This window comes from Streptomyces sp. NPDC050546 (genome assembly GCF_044457425.1).
In the GTDB taxonomy this organism is placed as follows: domain Bacteria; phylum Actinomycetota; class Actinomycetes; order Streptomycetales; family Streptomycetaceae; genus Streptomyces.
In genome coordinates this window covers 22,399-36,994 of record NZ_JBITGX010000012.1, presented here as the reverse complement: position 1 = coordinate 36,994, position 14,596 = coordinate 22,399, and the positions used below count along the sequence as shown (strand labels likewise).

General features: G+C 71.3%; 11 protein-coding genes and 2 tRNA genes. 7 read left to right on the top strand and 6 right to left on the bottom strand.

Annotated features, from left to right (window positions below; translation table 11 throughout):
- Window positions 1-162: 162 nt before the first annotated feature.
- Window positions 163-471, bottom strand: coding sequence for a hypothetical protein (locus ACIBK5_RS28000; RefSeq protein ID WP_399023629.1), 309 nt, complete (start codon window positions 469-471; stop codon window positions 163-165).
- 170 nt (window positions 472-641) lie between these two features.
- Window positions 642-1,328, bottom strand: coding sequence for a vancomycin high temperature exclusion protein (locus tag ACIBK5_RS27995; RefSeq protein ID WP_399023627.1), 687 nt, complete (start codon window positions 1,326-1,328; stop codon window positions 642-644).
- A gap of 214 nt (window positions 1,329-1,542) precedes the next feature.
- Here ACIBK5_RS27995 and ACIBK5_RS27990 point away from each other — a divergent pair, with 214 nt between their 5' ends.
- The 5 genes from ACIBK5_RS27990 (at window position 1,543) to ACIBK5_RS27970 (ending at window position 8,423) form a co-directional block, all read left to right on the top strand.
- Entirely contained in the window at window positions 1,543-2,313 is a 771-nt protein-coding gene (locus ACIBK5_RS27990) for a sirohydrochlorin chelatase (protein WP_399023625.1), read from the top strand.
- A 116-nt stretch (window positions 2,314-2,429) separates the two neighbouring features.
- Complete coding sequence (locus ACIBK5_RS27985) at window positions 2,430-3,707, top strand: deoxyguanosinetriphosphate triphosphohydrolase (protein ID WP_399023623.1); 1,278 nt, start codon at window positions 2,430-2,432, stop codon at window positions 3,705-3,707.
- A gap of 134 nt (window positions 3,708-3,841) precedes the next feature.
- Window positions 3,842-5,107, top strand: coding sequence for an NAD(P)/FAD-dependent oxidoreductase (locus tag ACIBK5_RS27980; RefSeq protein ID WP_399023622.1), 1,266 nt, complete (start codon window positions 3,842-3,844; stop codon window positions 5,105-5,107).
- A gap of 29 nt (window positions 5,108-5,136) precedes the next feature.
- A complete protein-coding gene (dnaG, locus tag ACIBK5_RS27975; protein ID WP_399023620.1) occupies window positions 5,137-7,059 on the top strand; it encodes a DNA primase in 1,923 nt (640 codons plus the stop codon).
- A gap of 86 nt (window positions 7,060-7,145) precedes the next feature.
- Entirely contained in the window at window positions 7,146-8,423 is a 1,278-nt protein-coding gene (locus tag ACIBK5_RS27970) for an RNA polymerase sigma factor (protein WP_399023619.1), read from the top strand.
- Window positions 8,424-8,561: 138 nt separating this feature from the next.
- Here the strand turns inward: ACIBK5_RS27970 and ACIBK5_RS27965 are convergent, their stop codons facing one another.
- From ACIBK5_RS27965 to ACIBK5_RS27950, 4 genes are all read right to left on the bottom strand, one after another.
- Complete coding sequence (locus ACIBK5_RS27965) at window positions 8,562-10,490, bottom strand: ABC transporter ATP-binding protein (RefSeq protein ID WP_399023616.1); 1,929 nt, start codon at window positions 10,488-10,490, stop codon at window positions 8,562-8,564.
- On the bottom strand, window positions 10,490-12,223 hold the full coding sequence (locus ACIBK5_RS27960) for an ABC transporter ATP-binding protein (protein ID WP_399023614.1): 1,734 nt from the start codon (window positions 12,221-12,223) through the stop codon (window positions 10,490-10,492). Before ACIBK5_RS27960 ends, ACIBK5_RS27965 begins: the two co-directional genes overlap by 1 nt.
- Before the next feature lie 114 nt (window positions 12,224-12,337).
- Window positions 12,338-13,789, bottom strand: coding sequence for an FGGY-family carbohydrate kinase (locus tag ACIBK5_RS27955; protein ID WP_399023612.1), 1,452 nt, complete (start codon window positions 13,787-13,789; stop codon window positions 12,338-12,340).
- Window positions 13,790-13,964: 175 nt separating this feature from the next.
- Window positions 13,965-14,270, bottom strand: coding sequence for a YtxH domain-containing protein (locus ACIBK5_RS27950; protein WP_189725003.1), 306 nt, complete (start codon window positions 14,268-14,270; stop codon window positions 13,965-13,967).
- Between the two features lie 160 nt (window positions 14,271-14,430).
- On the opposite strand from ACIBK5_RS27950, the gene ACIBK5_RS27945 reads away from it, so the two are divergent.
- Both ACIBK5_RS27945 and ACIBK5_RS27940 read left to right on the top strand, forming a co-directional pair.
- Window positions 14,431-14,503: transfer RNA gene (locus tag ACIBK5_RS27945), tRNA-Asn, on the top strand.
- Between the two features lie 5 nt (window positions 14,504-14,508).
- A tRNA-Asn gene (locus tag ACIBK5_RS27940) sits at window positions 14,509-14,581 on the top strand.
- The last annotated feature ends 15 nt before the right edge of the window (window positions 14,582-14,596 follow it).

Below are 14,596 nucleotides of genomic sequence, written 5' to 3'. Positions count from 1 at the left end.
GCCGGCCCTGGCCCCGGGGGGTGGCGGGCGCGGCGGGGGGGGGGGGGGGGGTGTGCGGGGGGGGGGGGGGGGGCCGGGGGGGGGGGGGGGGGGCCCCCCCCCCCCCCCCCCCCCCCCCCCGGCCACGTTCAGGGACCGTGCCTGGTCAGGGCACGGCCCCGGTCAGCACTCGTACGCGTAGTACGGCTCGTCGCCCACGTCCAGACCGATCCTCCCGACCCCGCCGGGGCCGATCTGGATGCACGAGGGGTCGAAGCCGTCGACTTCCACGCTGGCGGAGATGGTGTGCCCGCACACGTTGTGGATGTCGGCCCACCACTGGCCGGAGGCGCCGAGCTTCGCGCAGCCCGGCTCCGGGGCCTTGACCGCCGCGGCGGCCACGGGCGCCGCCGAGGCGGTCCCCATGGCGGCCGGCACGGCCAGCAGCGCGCCCGCGGCGGCCATCACCAGCGCGGAGCGAAGTCGAGTCATCAGATGTCCTTTCCCCCAGTTCGCGGCGGCGGCCCGATCCGCCGCCGCACGCCGAAGACACTAAGCGTGGTCGTGTGAACACGGAGAGCGCCCAAGGTGTATTTCACGCTCTGGGGTGAAATGTGCGCGTCAAACCCGCTCCGGCAGAACGTCCTGATTCATCCGACAGGCTATTCGGCCGTGGCCAACGCCCGCTCCACGCCCGGCTCTTGAGGCCCGAGGAACCGGGGATCAGGGCGGAACGCCGCGTCCAGCGCCGCCTTCCCCGCGGCGAAGATCTCCCGGGCGCCCCCGTAGTACCAGGTCGCGTCGTGCACCGCGTCCACCCCGACCCCGTACGACTCGACCCCCGCAGCCCGGCACAGCGCCACCGCCCGCCGGATGTGGAAGCCCTGGCTGATCAGCACGGCCTCGTCCACACCGAAGATCTTCTTCGCGCGCACGCAGGAGTCCCAGGTGTCGAACCCGGCGTAGTCGCTGACGATCCGCCCGTCGGGCACCCCGTGCCGGGTCAGATACACACGCATCGCGTCCGGCTCGTCGTAGTCCTCGCGGCTGTTGTCCCCGGTGACGAGCACCACCTTCACCCGCCCCTTCCGGTACAGCTCGGCCGCCGCGTCCAGCCGGTGCGCGAGATACGGCGAGGGCTCCCCCTCCCACAGCCCCGCCCCGAACACCACGGCCACATCGGTACGCGGCGCATCCGCCGTCGTCCGCAGCCGGTCACCCGCCACCGCGTACATCCAGGTCGACGGAAGCAACCCGAGCACGCACCCGGCCATCACGGCCTGCACCAGCCGCCGCTGCCCCCGGCGGGTACGCGGCAGCCTCGGTCTGCGGAACTTCGGAGCACGCATCGGACAGGTCCCTCCCCAGGTCGGTCTGACCTTCGAGGACGCCCGATCGGCCCGTCCGGTTCACCGCACGGCAGGTGACCAGCTTCACGCGAAACCCCGAAACCCCAGGTCAAGGCCCCTCACACCGCCCGCGCCCCCCATGGTGAACCGCCGGAAAACACACCGGTGACCCCCACGCAACGGGAAGGCAACGTACCGCCGCGACCATCGGTACATGTCCAGCCAGCTCAGCCTCGTCCCGCCGACCGCGGCCCGCCGCCCGGTCCCGCCCGCCCTCGTCGTCGTGGCGCACGGCAGCCGCGACCCGCGCGCGCTGAGCACGGTCCGTGCCCTCCTCGACCGGGTCCGCGCGCTGCGCCCCGGCCTGCCGGTGCACCTCGGGCACATCGAACTGAACGCCCCCCTGCTCCCCGACACGCTCGCCGCCCTCGGAGACTCGGAAGCGGTCCTCGTCCCCCTCCTCCTCAGCCGCGGCTACCACGTCAAGCGGGACATCCCCGAGATGGCCGCGGCGGCCCGGGCCCGCACCAGAGTGGCGGCTCCCCTCGGCCCGCACCCCCTCCTGGTGGACGCCCTCCAGGCCCGCCTGACGGAGGCCGGCTGGGGCCGGACACCCCGCGGCAGCAGCGCGGTCGTCCTCGCGGCGGCAGGCTCCCGCGACCCGGACGCGAAGCGGGACACCGCCCGCACGGCCCACCTCCTGGCGGCCCGCCTGGGCGTCCCCGTCCTCCCGGCCTACGCCTCGGCAGCGACCCCGTCGGTCGACACGGCCGTCCGTACCCTCGTCGCGAGAGGCCGCCACCAGATCGCCCTCGCGTCCTACTTCACGGCCCCGGGCCGCTTCGCCACGGAGTGCGCCCAGCAAGCCCCCTGGATAGCGGCGTCCCCCCTCGGCACCCACCCGTCGATGGCCCGCCTCCTCCTCCACCGCTACGACGAGGCTCTGGCGAAGTCGCCCGCTACAAGGGAACTGGCCTCGGCCTGACGCCCCAAGGGGCGCGGGGAACTGCGCGACAAGCCACGACCAACCCGCACTCGCCACACCACCGAACCCGGCAAACGCTCAGGCACGCGGCACACCCATGCCCGTACTGTCGACACATGGCAGGCACCTCGACAAACCCCCCGGCCTACGACCCGACGTCAGTCGACCGCTGGGCCCAGGAACCAGACAAACGCCCCGGCCGCACAGCCTTCCAGCGCGACAGGGCAAGGGTCCTGCACTCCGCCGCCCTACGACGCCTCGCCGGCAAGACCCAGGTCGTGACACCCGGCACCATGGGCCCGGCCTGGGACGCCAGCCCCCGCACCCGCCTCACCCACTCCCTCGAATGCGCCCAGGTCGGCCGAGAGCTGGGTGCGGCCCTCGGCTGTGACCCGGACCTGGTGGAAGCCGCCTGCCTCTCCCACGATCTGGGCCACCCGCCCTTCGGGCACAACGGCGAACAGGCCCTCAACGAGTTCGCGGCCGACTGCGGCGGCTTCGAGGGCAACGCCCAGTCCCTCAGACTCCTCACCCGCATCGAGCCCAAGCGGTTCACCCCGGACGGCTCCGTCGGCCTCAACCTCACCCGCGCCGCCCTCGACGCCGCCACCAAGTACCCCTGGCCCCGAGGCGCCCACCCCACCGACCCGGACTCCCCGAAGTTCGGTGTCTACGAGGACGACCGCCCCGTCTTCGACTGGCTCCGCAAGGACGCCCCCGGCACCCGCACCTGCTTCGAGGCACAGGTCATGGACTGGTCCGACGACGTGGCCTACTCGGTGCACGACGTGGAGGACGGCCTGCACGCCGGGCACATCGACCCGAACTGCCTGCACGCCGACCCCGAACGCCATGACGTCTTCGAGGTCGCCCGAGGCCGCTACGTACCGTCCGACACCGATCCCGCGGAGCTGGCCGAGGCCCTGGACGGGCTCCTCGCCCAGGAGTGGTGGCCGCACGGCTACGACGGCACCGCCGTGGCCCAGGCCCGGCTCAAGGACGCGACCAGCCAGCTCATCGGCCGCTTCTGCCTGGCCGCCGAGACCGCGACCCGCACCTCCTACGGCGCCGGACGGCTCACCCGGTACGCGGCCGAGCTGGTCGTGCCGCGCCAGGCCCGTATGGAGTGCGCCGTCCTCAAGGCCGTCGCGGACCTCTACGTCATGCAGCGCGCCGAGCAGGAACGTCTGCGCGCCGACCAGCGGATCGTCGTGGCCGAACTCGCCGAGGCGCTCACCGCCCGCGCCCCGGACGGCCTGGACCCGCAGTTCCGTGCCCTGTTCGACCAGGCGCCGGACGACCGTGCCCGCAAGCGGGTGATCGTCGACCAGATCGCCTCCCTCACCGACACGTCGGCCCGTTCGCTTCACGCCCGTCTGACGGGGCAGGCATGAGACTGACGCGACGCTCGGGACCTGAGCACCCCCGAATGTGACCCTCCGTGGCCTGATCGGGTCACTCCCTCTTCCCGCATCACGCTCCGTGCGGGACGCTCGCAAGTGGCGACATCTTTACGAGGAGGCATCAAGTGGTCGACGCGGATCAGACTTTCGTCATCGTCGGAGGCGGACTGGCAGGCGCCAAGGCAGCCGAGACGCTCCGCACGGAGGGCTTCACCGGCCGCGTGATACTGATCTGCGACGAACGTGACCACCCCTACGAGCGCCCGCCCCTGTCCAAGGGCTACCTCCTCGGCAAGGAGGAACGCGACAGCGTCTTCGTGCACGAGCCCGCCTGGTACGCGGCCAACGACATCGAGCTGCACCTGGGCCAGACCGTCGACGCGATCGACCGCACCGCGAAGACCGTCCGCTTCGGCGAGGACGGCACCCTCGTCCGCTACGACAAGCTGCTCCTGGCGACCGGCGCCGAGCCCCGCCGTCTCGACATCCCGGGCACGGACCTGGCGGGCGTGCACCACCTGCGCCGCCTCGCCCACGCCGAACGGCTCAAGCACGTCCTGACCAATCTGGGCCGCGACAACGGCCACCTGGTGATCGCGGGCGCCGGCTGGATCGGCCTGGAGGTCGCGGCGGCGGCCCGCGAGTACGGCGCCGAGGTCACGGTCATCGAGCCCGAGCCGACCCCGCTGCACGGCGTTCTCGGCCCGGAGCTCGGCGGGCTCTTCGCCGAGCTGCACCGCGAGCGCGGCGTCCGCTTCCACTTCGGCGGCCGGCTCACCGAGATCGTCGGCCAGGACGGCATGGTCCTCGCGGCCCGCACCGACGACGGCGAGGAGCACCCGGCGCACGACGTCCTGGCCGCGATCGGCGCGGCCCCCCGCACCCATCTGGCGGAGGCGGCCGGCCTGGAGATCGCCGACCGTGCCCACGGCGGCGGCGTCGTGGTCGACGAGCGGCTGCGCACCTCCGACCCGGACATCTACGCCGCCGGCGACGTGGCCTCCTTCCACCACGCCCTCTTCGAGACCAGCCTGCGGGTGGAGCACTGGGCCAACGCGCTGAACGGCGGACCGGCGGCCGCCCGCTGCATGCTCGGCCGCGAGGTGACGTACGACCGCGTGCCCTACTTCTTCTCCGACCAGTACGACCTGGGCATGGAGTACTCCGGCTGGGCGCCCCCGGGCACCTACGACCAGGTGGTGATCCGCGGGGACGCGGGCAAGCGCGAGTTCATCGCCTTCTGGGTGAAGGAGGGCCGCGTCCTGGCCGGGATGAACGTCAACGTGTGGGACGTCACAGACAAGATCCAGCACCTGATCCGCACCAAGGCCCAGGTGAACCCGGAGTCCCTGGCGGACCCGCACGTGCCGCTGGAAAACCTGGCGCCGTAGGCACCCTCCGGCCCCCGTAGAATTCACGCGTGGCAGGACGGATCAACGACGAGGACGTGAAGGCGGTACGGGACGCGGTCCCGATCGACGCCGTGGTGTCCGAGTACCTCCAGCTGCGCAACGCGGGCGGCGGGAACCTCAAGGGTCTCTGCCCGTTCCACGACGAGAAGTCGCCCTCCTTCCAGGTCAGCCCCAGCAAGGGCCTGTTCCACTGCTTCGGCTGCCAGGAGGGCGGCGACACCATCACGTTCGTGATGAAGATCGACCACCTCTCCTTCTCGGAGGCGGTCGAGCGCCTGGCCGGCCAGGCGGGCGTCACCCTGCGCTACGAGGAGGGCGGGTACAACCCCTCCCACCAGCGCGGCGAACGGATCCGCCTGGTCGAGGCCCACAAGATCGCCGCCGAGTGGTACGTGGAACAGCTCGCGACCAGCCCGGAGGCCGACACCGGCCGCCAGTTCCTCGCCGAACGCGGCTTCGACCAGGCCGCCGCCCAGCACTTCTCCGTCGGCTACAGCCCCCAGGGCTGGGACCACCTCACGCGCTTCCTGCGCGGCAAGGGCTTCACCGACAAGGAGCTCCTCCTCTCCGGGCTCTCCCAGGAGGGCCGCCGCGGCCCCATCGACCGCTTCCGCGGCCGCCTGATGTGGCCCATCCGCGACATCGGCGGCGAGGTCGTCGGCTTCGGCGCCCGCAAGCTCTACGAGGCGGACAACGGCCCCAAGTACCTCAACACGCCCGACACGGCGATCTACAAGAAGTCCCAGGTCCTCTACGGCATCGACCTGGCGAAGAAGGACATCGCGAAGTCCAGCCGCGCGGTCGTGGTCGAGGGCTACACGGACGTCATGGCCTGCCACCTGGCCGGCGTCACCACGGCCATCGCCACCTGCGGCACGGCCTTCGGCGGCGACCACATCAAGATCCTCCGCCGGCTCCTCATGGACAACGGCTCGGCCCGCGTCATCTTCACCTTCGACGGCGACGCCGCCGGCCAGAAGGCGGCCCTGCGCGCGTTCGAGGACGACCAGAAGTTCGCCGCCGAGACGTACATCGCCATCGCCCCGGACGGCATGGACCCCTGCGACCTGCGCCTCGCCAAGGGCGACGAGGCCGTGGCCGACCTGGTCGAACCGCGCACCCCGCTCTTCGAGTTCGCCCTCCGCCAGATCGTCGCCCGCTACGACCTCGACACCCCGGCCGGCCGCGCCGCCGCCCTGGACGAGGCGGCCCCCGTCGTCGCCCGCATCAAGAACAGCGGCGCCCAGCACGAGGTCGCCGTCCAGCTCGCCGGCATGCTGGGCATCCTCGACACCCAGTTCGTGGTCAAGCGTGTGGCCCAGCTGGCCCGCTGGGCCCGCGACCGCGGCGGCAAGGGCCCGGCCCCCGACCGGCACCAGCAGGCGTCACCTCAGTACGCCTCCGCCCAGCGGTCCGCCGCCCCCCGCGGCCCGGCCCTCAACCTCCGCAACCCCGTCTTCGCCACCGAACGCGAACTCCTCAAGCTGGCCCTCCAGCGCCCGGAACTCGTCTCCCCGGCCTTCGACGCCTACGGAGCCGACGAGTTCACCGCCCCGCCCTACACCGCCGTACGCATGGCCATCCTGGACGCGGGCGGCGCCGAACTGGGCGTCGAGGACCCCCAGGACTACCTGGTCAAGGTCCGCGAGGCCGCCCCCGACGACGCGGTCCGCGCGATGGTCACCGAACTGGCAGTCGAGGCGATCATGCTGCACAAGGGCGTGAAGGGCGTCGACGAGGTGTACGCCGGCGCCCAGCTGGTCACCGTCCGCCGCCGCGCCGTGGAGCGCCGCATCCGGGACATCACCGGCCAGCTCACCCGCCTCGCCACCCAGGGCGACCCGGCCCAGCTCGCCGCCGTCCAGAACGAACTCTGGGTCCTCCAGCAGTACGACCAGACCCTGAGAGAACACGGCGCCGCCGCGCTCTGACGTCACCACGCGGTCACGTCCCGAACGCAAAAAGTCATCGCACGCCCCTCGTGGCGACGATGTGTCTTCCCCCACACTGGGTTGCGGTGCCTGAGTCCTCGGAGCGCGGCCGATCCGTCACCGACGGGTCCCAGACCCCCGCGGTTCCGCTCATCGCGTACGGGACGGAAAGCGGCGAGGCCGTCGACTCCGCCCCCGAAGTACCGCTGCCGCACACCTTGGCAGCGATCATCCTGGAGGTCGCCCCCGTGCAGACCCAGACCCTCACCCAGACCGACGCCGATGGCGCGCCGGCCGCGGAGGACGACGCCCTGCCCGCGGTTCCGGCGCAGAGCCTCGTCGTGCACCACCCCGAGACGGAACCGGAGCCGGAGGAGCCGCCCGCCGAGGCCCTCGAGAGGGCCGAGGTTCCCGAAACCGTCGTGCGGCCGCCTGCCCGCACCGAGAGCGGCAGTCCCTCCTCGGACCTGTTCCGCCAGTACCTGCGGGAGATCGGCCGCATCCCCCTGCTGACCGCGGCCGAGGAGGTCGAACTCGCCCGCCGTGTCGAGGCCGGCCTGTTCGCCGAGGAGAAGCTGAGCAACACACCTGATCTGGACAGCCAGTTGGCACTGGACCTCGACCGTCTCGTCGTCCTGGGCAGGATGGCCAAGCGCCGGCTCATCGAGGCGAACCTGCGGCTCGTCGTGTCCGTGGCGAAGCGGTACGTCGGGCGCGGGCTGACCATGCTCGACCTCGTCCAGGAGGGCAACCTCGGCCTCATCAGGGCCGTCGAGAAGTTCGACTACGCCCGCGGCTACAAGTTCTCCACCTACGCCACCTGGTGGATCCGCCAGGCCATGTCCCGCGCCCTGGCCGACCAGGCCCGCACCATCCGGGTCCCCGTCCACGTCGTGGAGCTCATCAACCGCGTCGTGCGGGTACAGCGGCGGATGCTCCAGGAGCGGGGGTACGAGCCGACGCCCGAGGAGGTCGCCGCGCACCTGGACCTGGCGCCTGAGCGGGTCAGCGAGGTGCTGCGCCTCGCCCAGGAGCCGGTGTCGCTGCACGCGCCCGTGGGCGAGGAGGACGACGTCGCCCTCGGCGACCTCATAGAGGACGGCGACGCCACCAGCCCCGTGGAGTCGGCCGCGTTCCTCCTCCTCAGGGAGCACCTGGAAGCGGTCCTGTCGACCCTGGGGGAGCGGGAGCGGAAGGTCGTCCAGCTCCGCTACGGGCTGGCGGACGGCCGGCCCCGCACGCTGGAGGAGATCGGCCGCATCTTCGGCGTGACCAGGGAACGGATACGGCAGATCGAGTCCAAGACCCTGAACAAACTCCGCGACCACACCTTCGCGGACCAGCTGAGGGGCTATCTGGACTGACGCCGCCCGCGGCCCCGGTGGGGGCCGGTCGCGCAGTTCCCCGCGCCCCTGAAGGGGCTCAGCCGCACGTACCTCAAGGGGCGCGGGGAACTGCGCGACCAGCCACGACGGGCCCGCAGTCGCCCCGCGACACGCGACTCAGTCCACCTCGGCCACCGCCTGCGCGAACTGCGCCTTGTACAGCCGCGCGTAGGCCCCGTCCGCAGCCAGCAGCTCCCCATGCGTGCCCTGCTCGACGATCGACCCGTTCTCCATCACCAGAATCGCGTCCGCGTCCCGGATCGTCGACAGCCGGTGCGCGATGACGAACGACGTACGTCCGTGGGCCAGCTTCGCCATCGCCTTCTGGATCAGCACCTCCGTGCGGGTGTCGACCGATGACGTCGCCTCGTCCAGCACCAGGATCACCGGGTCGGACAGGAACGCCCGGGCGATGGTGATGAGCTGCTTCTCACCGGCGCTCACCCCCGAACCCTCGTCGTCGATCACCGTGTCGTACCCGTCCGGCAGCGTACGGATGAACCGGTCCGCGTGCGCGGCCCGCGCCGCCTCCTCGATCTCCCCCCGGGTCACCTTCCGGGACGCCCCGTACGCGATGTTCTCCGCGATCGTGCCGCCGAACAGCCAGGTGTCCTGGAGCACCATGCCGATCCCGGCCCGCAGTTCGTCCCGGGACATCCGCGCGATGTCGACCCCGTCGAGGGTGATGCGCCCGCCGGTGACGTCGTAGAACCGCATCAGCAGATTGACGAGCGTCGTCTTGCCGGCCCCCGTCGGCCCGACGATGGCCACCGTGTGCCCCGGCTCGACCTTCAGCGACAGGTCCTCGATCAGCGGCTTCTCGGGGTCGTAGCGGAACGACACGCGCTCCAGCGCCACCAGCCCGCGCAACTCCTCGGGCCGTACGCCCGGCACCGGGTCGGCTCCCTGCTCCTCCGCGTCCAGCAGCTCGAAGACCCGCTCGGCCGAGGCGACGCCCGACTGCACCAGATTCGCCATCGACGCGACCTGCGTCAGCGGCATCGAGAACTGCCGCGAGTACTGGATGAAGGCCTGTACGTCACCGATGGACAGCGAGCCCGAGGCGACCCGCAGCCCGCCGACGACCGCGACCAGCACATAGTTGAGGTTCGACACGAACATCATCAGCGGCTGCATGACCCCGCTGTTGAACTGCGCCCTGAACCCGGCCTCGTACAGCGCCTCGTTCTGCTCGGCGAACTGCTCGGCCGACTCCTCCTGCCGCCCGAACACCTTCACCAGGGTGTGCCCGGTGTACATCTCCTCGATGTGCGCGTTCAGCTTGCCCGTCGTACGCCACTGCTGCACGAAGTGCGGCTGCGACCGCTTGCCCACGCGCGTGGCGATGACGAACGACAGGGGCACGGTCACCAGCGCGACCAGCGCCAGGATCCATGAGACCCAGAACATCATCGCGAGGACGCCGATGATGGTCAGCACCGAGTTGATGAGCTGCCCCATCGACTGCTGGAGCGTCTGCCCGATGTTGTCGATGTCGTTCGTGGCGCGGGACAGCACCTCGCCGCGCTGACGCTTGTCGAAGTACGACAGCGGCAGCCGCGACAGCTTCGTCTGCACGTCCTCCCGCATCCGGAACATGGTCCGGTTCACGGCCCGGTTCACCAGCCGCGTCGCCACCGCCATCAGCAGCCCGGCGACCATGAACACGCCCAGCGCGAGCAGCAGCACATGCCCCACGGCCGTGAAGTCGATGCCCTTGCCCGGGGTGAAGTCGGTGCTGCGCAGCATGTCGGCGACGTCACCGTCCCCGCGCTCCCGCATGGAGTCGAGGACCTGCTCCTTGCTCGCCCCCTCGGGCATGCCCCGCCCGACGATGCCCGCGAAGACCAGGTCGGTCGCCTTGCCGAGGATCTTCGGCCCGACGACGCTGAGACCGACGCTCAGCACCACGCACAGCAGCAGTACGTAGATGGTCACGCGCTCCGGCCGGAACCGCGCGACCAGCCGTTTGCCCGACCCCTTGAAGTCCAGCGAGCGCTGGTCGGGGCCGCCCCCGGCCATCATCCGCCCCATCGGCCCGGCCATCAGGCAGCCTCCGCTTCCGTGAGCTGGGAGAGCACGATCTCCCGGTAGGTCTCGTTGTCCGCCATCAGCTCGTGGTGCCGGCCGGTGCCCACGACCCGGCCCTCGTCGAGGACGACGATCCGGTCGGCGTCCCGGATGGTCGCCACCCGCTGCGCGACGATCACGACGGTCGCCTCGGCGGTCTCCCGCCCCAGCGCGGCCCGCAGGGCGGCGTCAGTGGCGTAGTCGAGCGCGGAGAAGGAGTCGTCGAAGAGATAGATCTCGGGCCGCTGCACCAGGGTCCGGGCGATGGCGAGGCGCTGCCGCTGACCACCGGAGACGTTCGTCCCGCCCTGCGCGATCGGCGCGTCGAGCCCGCCCTCAAGCCGCTCGACGAAGTCCTTGCCCTGCGCCACCTCCAGCGCGTGCCACAGCTCCTCGTCGGTGGCGTCCGGATTGCCGTAGCGCAGGTTCGTCGCCACCGTGCCCGCGAAGAGATACGGCTTCTGCGGCACCAGCCCGACGGTCCGCGCGAGCAGCACCGGGTCGATCTCCGCCACCCCGACACCGTCCACGAGCACCTGCCCGTCGGTCGCGTCGAACAGCCGCGGCACCAGCCCGAGCAGCGTGGACTTGCCGCTGCCGGTCGAGCCGATGACGGCCGTCGTCTCGCCCGGCCGGGCCACCAGGTCCACGGCCCGCAGCACCGGCTCCTCGGCCCCCGGGTAGCGGAAGCCCGCCCCGCGGATCTCCAGATGCCCGTGCCGGCGCAGCTCACGCACCGGCGCGGACGGCGGCACGACACTCGACGAGGTGTCCAGCACCTCCTGGATCCGCTCGGCGCACACCTCAGCGCGCGGCACCATCATGAACATGAAGGTGGCCATCATCACGGACATGACGATCTGCATCAGATAGGCGAGGAACGCCGTCAGGTCACCGATCTGCATCCCGCCGCTGTCGATGCGGTGCGCGCCGAACCACACCACGGCGATCGACGACAGGTTCACCACCGTCATGACGATCGGAAACATCAGCGCGAGCAGATTGCCGGTGCCGAGCGCGAAGTCCGTGAGATCGGTGTTGGCCTTCCGGAAGCGCTGCTGCTCGTACTCGTCGCGGACGAAGGCGCGGATCACCCGGTTGCCGGTGATCTGCTCGCGCAGCACCTGGTTCACCGTGTCCAGCCGCTCCTGCATCGCCCGGAACAGCGGCCGCAGCCGCCGCACGATCAGCGTCACGCAGATGCCCAGCACCGGCACGACCGCCACCAGCACCCCGGACAGCGGCACGTCCAGGCCGAGCGCCAGCACGATGCCGCCCACACACATGATCGGCGCCGACACCAGCAGCGTGAACGTCATCAGCGCCAGCATCTGCACCTGCTGGACGTCGTTCGTCGTACGGGTGATCAGCGAAGGCGCCCCGAAGTGGCCCAGCTCACGCGAGGAGAACGACTGCACCCGGTCGAACACGGACGCCCGCACGTCCCGCCCGAGCGCCGAGGCCGTACGGGCGCCGTAGTACACGGCACCGATGTTGCACACGACCTGGACCAGCGAGATGCCGATCATCAGACCGCCGTAGCCCACGATGTAGCCGGTGTCGCCGTTCACGACACCCTGGTCGATGATGTCCGCGTTCAGCGTGGGCAGGTAGAGCGTGGCGCAGGTCTGCAGGAACTGCAGCAGCACCAGCAGGGCTATGGGTCTCTTGTAGGGCCTGAGATAGGTCCGCAGAAGTCGTATGAGCACGCTGCTTCTCTCGGAGTGGACGACGGGGCGGATGGTTGCCCCTGGCCCCTATCGTCGAACACTCCACCCGCGTTACCTCAACCGAATTAACCCAACAGGGCCTACTGGGCCTGCTCAGCGAAGCGCCCCGGGATGCGTCTGCTCCCGTACGGCCACGAACTGCTGGCGCACCGCCTGGCCCACCGCCAGGTCCTCCCCGGGCTCCAGCACCTGGGCGACCGCGCCCTGCCAGGCCGGTGGGGTGCGCGCGTCGAGGGCGCCCTGCGACACGCCGAGGGCCCAGGCGGCCTGGCGGGCGGCGCCGATCGCGGCGTAGTCCGCGGGCTGCGGCACCACGACCTGCGTCCCGAACAGCGAGGGCGCGGCGGCCTGCACGGCGGGCAGTTCGGCGGCCGACCCGAGCAGGAAGACCCGCCGCACCTCCACACCCCGGCCGCGCAGCACGTCCAGCGCGTCCGCGAGCCCGCACAGCATGCCCTCGAACGCCGCCCGCGCCAGATGCTCCGCCTTCATCGACTCACGCCTCAGCCCCGCCAGGGTCCCGGCGGTGTGCGGCAGGTTCGGCGTCCGCTCACCCTCCAGATAGGGCAGCAGCACCAGTCCGTGCGACCCCGGCGTCGACTTCATCGCCAGGTCGGACAGGCTCTCCAGATCGGGCAGCCCGAGCAGCTCGGCGGTACCGCGCAGCGTCCGCACGGCGTTCAGCGTGGTGACGACCGGCAGGTGCATGCCGGTCGCGTCGGCCAGCGCGGTGATCATCCCGGACCCGTCGACCAGCGCCTCGGGGTGTACGGCCATCACGGACCCGGTCGCCCCCAGCGACACGACCGCGTCCCCGAGGCCGATGCCCAGCCCGAACGCCGCCGCCATGGTCTCGCCGGTCCCGACGGAGATCAGCAGCCCCTCCGGCGTCCGCCCCGCCGCGTCCGCCGGGCCGATCACCTCCGGCAGCATCGCCTGCTGCCCGAGCGCCAGCTCGACGAGATCGGTCCGGTAGCCCCCGGTCGCCGCCGACCAGTACCCGGTGCCGGACGCCCCGCCCCGGTCGGTGGTTCTCCTGACCGGCCTCCCCAGCAGCTGCCACACCAGCCAGTCGTGCGCCTGTAGGAGGATCGCGGTGCGCTGCGCGTTCTCGGGTTCCGTCCGGGCCAGCCAGCGCAGCTTCGTCACCGGCTGCGCGGCCTGCGGCACACAGCCCACCGCCTGCGCCCACGCCTCGCGCCCGCCGAGCGCGTCGACCAGATCGGCCGCGGCGACCTGCGTCCGCTTGTCGCTGCCGACCATCGCCGGCCGCACGGTGTTGCCCTGCGCGTCCAGCGGCACGACGGCGTTCTGCTGCGCCGACACGCCGATGGCCTGCACGCCTTCGAGGAGCCCGCCGCCCGCCGCCTCGCCCAGGGACAGCAGCCAGGCCTGCGGGTCGACGTCGGACGGCCGGCCGCCGCCCTCGGGGCTCTCCACCGGATGCTGCGCATATCCCTGCCTGAGCACGGCTCCGGAGTCCGTGTCACAGACGACGATACGAGTGAAATCGGGTGAACTGTCCAACCCGGCGACTATCCCCATGGCCAAAATTCTGCCGCACGCTCCGCTTGGGTTGGGCCGTGGGCGCCGTGGGGGTGTGTCGCCGAGTCTGTGTGCGGGTGCGTTGTGGCTGGTCGCGCCCACGCGGCGGAGCCGCACATCGGTACAGCTCCGCGCCCCTGAGGGCGTGAACACGCTCGGCGCCACAGCAGAACTGTTACGTGTTGCTTGTGCCCCAGTCGTCCTCGCCGCCGTTGTGGGTGGCGCGGTCGCGGAGGTGGCGGACCCGGTCGGCCACCGACTCGGGGACGCGGTCCCCGACCTTGTCGCTCACCACGTGGTACGCCTTGCCCGCGAACTCACGGCCCTGGTGGGCCGCCGACTCCGCGGTGTTGCGGACGGCCGGGTTCTGCGCGAACTGCTGGGCCGTCTTCTTCAGCTGCTCGTAGCGCTCGCGTCCGGCCCTCGTGCCCAGCACGTAACCCAGGACGACTCCGGCGACGAACGTGAGCCGGTAACGCATGGCGGCCACCCTTCCCTTGCGTAGGTCTCCGGTGCGGTGTCGGCGCCCCGCGGGGTACCGATTGGCGGAGCACCCCCCTGCTTGCGCTAATGTATGTGTCGCAGCGAGCGAGCGCCCCCTGGCGGATACCCAGGTAGGTACGTTCGATGCAACGAGGCATTCCTCGGTAGCTCAATTGGCAGAGCAGCCGGCTGTTAACCGGCAGGTTACTGGTTCGAGTCCAGTCCGAGGAGCTCGGTCCTCCGTAGCTCAATTGGCAGAGCAGCCGGCTGTTAACCGGCAGGTTACTGGTTCGAGTCCAGTCGGGGGAGCATGGTGATCGAGGA

Excerpts from the sequence above, each read along its gene's own strand:
- ACIBK5_RS28000 (WP_399023629.1), bottom strand. The coding sequence starts at position 471 with ATGACTCGACTTCGCTCCGCGCTGGTGATGGCCGCCGCGGGCGCGCTG.
- ACIBK5_RS27995 (WP_399023627.1), bottom strand. The coding sequence starts at position 1,328 with ATGCGTGCTCCGAAGTTCCGCAGACCGAGGCTGCCGCGTACCCGCCGG.
- ACIBK5_RS27990 (WP_399023625.1), top strand. The coding sequence starts at position 1,543 with ATGTCCAGCCAGCTCAGCCTCGTCCCGCCGACCGCGGCCCGCCGCCCG.
- ACIBK5_RS27985 (WP_399023623.1), top strand. The coding sequence starts at position 2,430 with ATGGCAGGCACCTCGACAAACCCCCCGGCCTACGACCCGACGTCAGTC.
- ACIBK5_RS27965 (WP_399023616.1), bottom strand. The coding sequence starts at position 10,490 with ATGGCCGGGCCGATGGGGCGGATGATGGCCGGGGGCGGCCCCGACCAG.
- ACIBK5_RS27955 (WP_399023612.1), bottom strand. The coding sequence starts at position 13,789 with ATGGGGATAGTCGCCGGGTTGGACAGTTCACCCGATTTCACTCGTATC.
- ACIBK5_RS27950 (WP_189725003.1), bottom strand. The coding sequence starts at position 14,270 with ATGCGTTACCGGCTCACGTTCGTCGCCGGAGTCGTCCTGGGTTACGTG.